We start from the raw sequence: 1601 nt of genomic DNA on the forward strand, positions 1-1601 counted from the left end.
GTTTCCGGCCGCGGAGCCAGCCGTCGAGGATGATCGCCGCCACCTGGCGTCCCTTGCCGCAGCCCGTGCCGTCGCCCAGCATCCAGCCCCGGCGGAAGCGCACCGGCGCCGACAGGGTCTCGCCGTCGTCGGTGAGGGTGATGTCACCCTGGTCGTCGTCGCCGCAGCGCTGGACGGTCTCCCAGCCGGAGCCGATGCGGTAGCTTGCCGCCAGGTGCCCCTCATGGGCTTGGCCCGCCAGCACGACGCTTTCGAGCTGGGCGTCCGACAGCAGGTCGCCGGTGACAACACGCTCCGGCAGCATGGGGCGGTAGGATGGCGTGGGATGGGGCACGGCGGCCATTGCCGCGGACTGCACCAGGGGTGTCGGATGGGTGGTGGCGGCCGGGATGTGGAATGCGGCGGGCCGCCAAGGCTCATAGGGTCCGGACGTGGTGTTGCCGACGTCCGCGGCGGAGTTTGCGGCGCCGGTCTCCACGGCCAGTTCGGACACGGGTCCCCAGTCATGAGCCGGTGTGGATGCGGTCGACGCGGGCGCAGGAGTGGTCGGCGGCTTGGACGGGCGTAGCGTGGCCGTGTTGCCGAAGAGATCCCGGCCGGGCACGGCCACAGTGGTGCGTACTTCCACGGGCAGGCGGGGCGGAACCCGGGAGATGACGGCGTCGAGCAGTGCGGCGACGGTTGCGGCGCGGGCGCCGGGATCGACGTCGATGCCGGGGCGGTTTGTGCGGTCGAGCACGGTGAGCCTGGTGTCGAAACCGGTGCCCCGGCGCGCGTAGGCGCGGCCATCGATGGCCATGCTGAACACGACCCGGGCGGGCGGATCGAGGCGGCCGAAGGCGCTGTTCCAGTCGGAATTGCCGGGAATGCAGTTGGCCGAGGTGATGGCAACGAGCCGGCCACCCGGCGGCGGCATGCAGAAGGCCGAGCGTACGTGCCGGAGGTCGGTGCCGTGGCGGATGCGGCCTACGCCAGGCGTTGCCGAGAACGGCGGGTTCATGATGACAACGGTGGGCCGGGCGCCGGGCAGGCGGTCGGCGATGTTCTCGGCGTTCACGCCGGTGACCAGGGTCTCGGGGAACAGGCGGCACAGCAATGCGCGGCGCGCGTCCGCGATCTCGTTCAGATGGAGGTTCCCGGCCGCGCTCCCGAGCGCGCACGCCGCCATGACCGCCAGCATGCCGGTGCCGGCGGACGGCTCCAGCACCATGTCGCCCGGCCGGATGGCCGCTGCCCGCAAGACGGCGTAGGCGAGCGGCAGTGGAGTCGAGAACTGCTGCAGCCGGATCTGCTCTTCGGAACGCTTCGTGTGGGACGGCTCCAGGGCGGCCACGGCCTCCAGCATCTTGAGCATGGCGCCGGGGCCGTCCGGACCGGCCCCGGCGTGGCGGCGCATGGCCCGGCCATGGCGGCGGATGAACAGCACGACCGCGGACTCGGCGGCCTCGTAGGCGTCCTTCCAGACCCAGGCGCCGTGGGCATCCGTGGCCCCGAAGGCGCGTGTCATGGCGTCGCGCAGGGTCGCGGCGTCGAGCGGCCGACCCGCCTCCAGGACCGGCAGGAGGGTTCCGGCGGTAGTGAACAGCGCGTCACTGGTGGGA

1 protein-coding gene is annotated in these 1601 nt (G+C 72.3%); it reads right to left on the reverse strand.

The window, feature by feature from the left end; all coding sequences use genetic code 11:
- The coding region (locus OXF11_16000) for a strawberry notch family protein (GenBank protein ID MCY4488596.1) at positions 1-1601 on the reverse strand (1601 nt) is incomplete at both ends.

The sequence above is a fragment of the Deltaproteobacteria bacterium genome (genome assembly GCA_026712905.1).
GTDB lineage: Bacteria > Desulfobacterota > Binatia > UBA9968 > JAJDTQ01 > JAJDTQ01.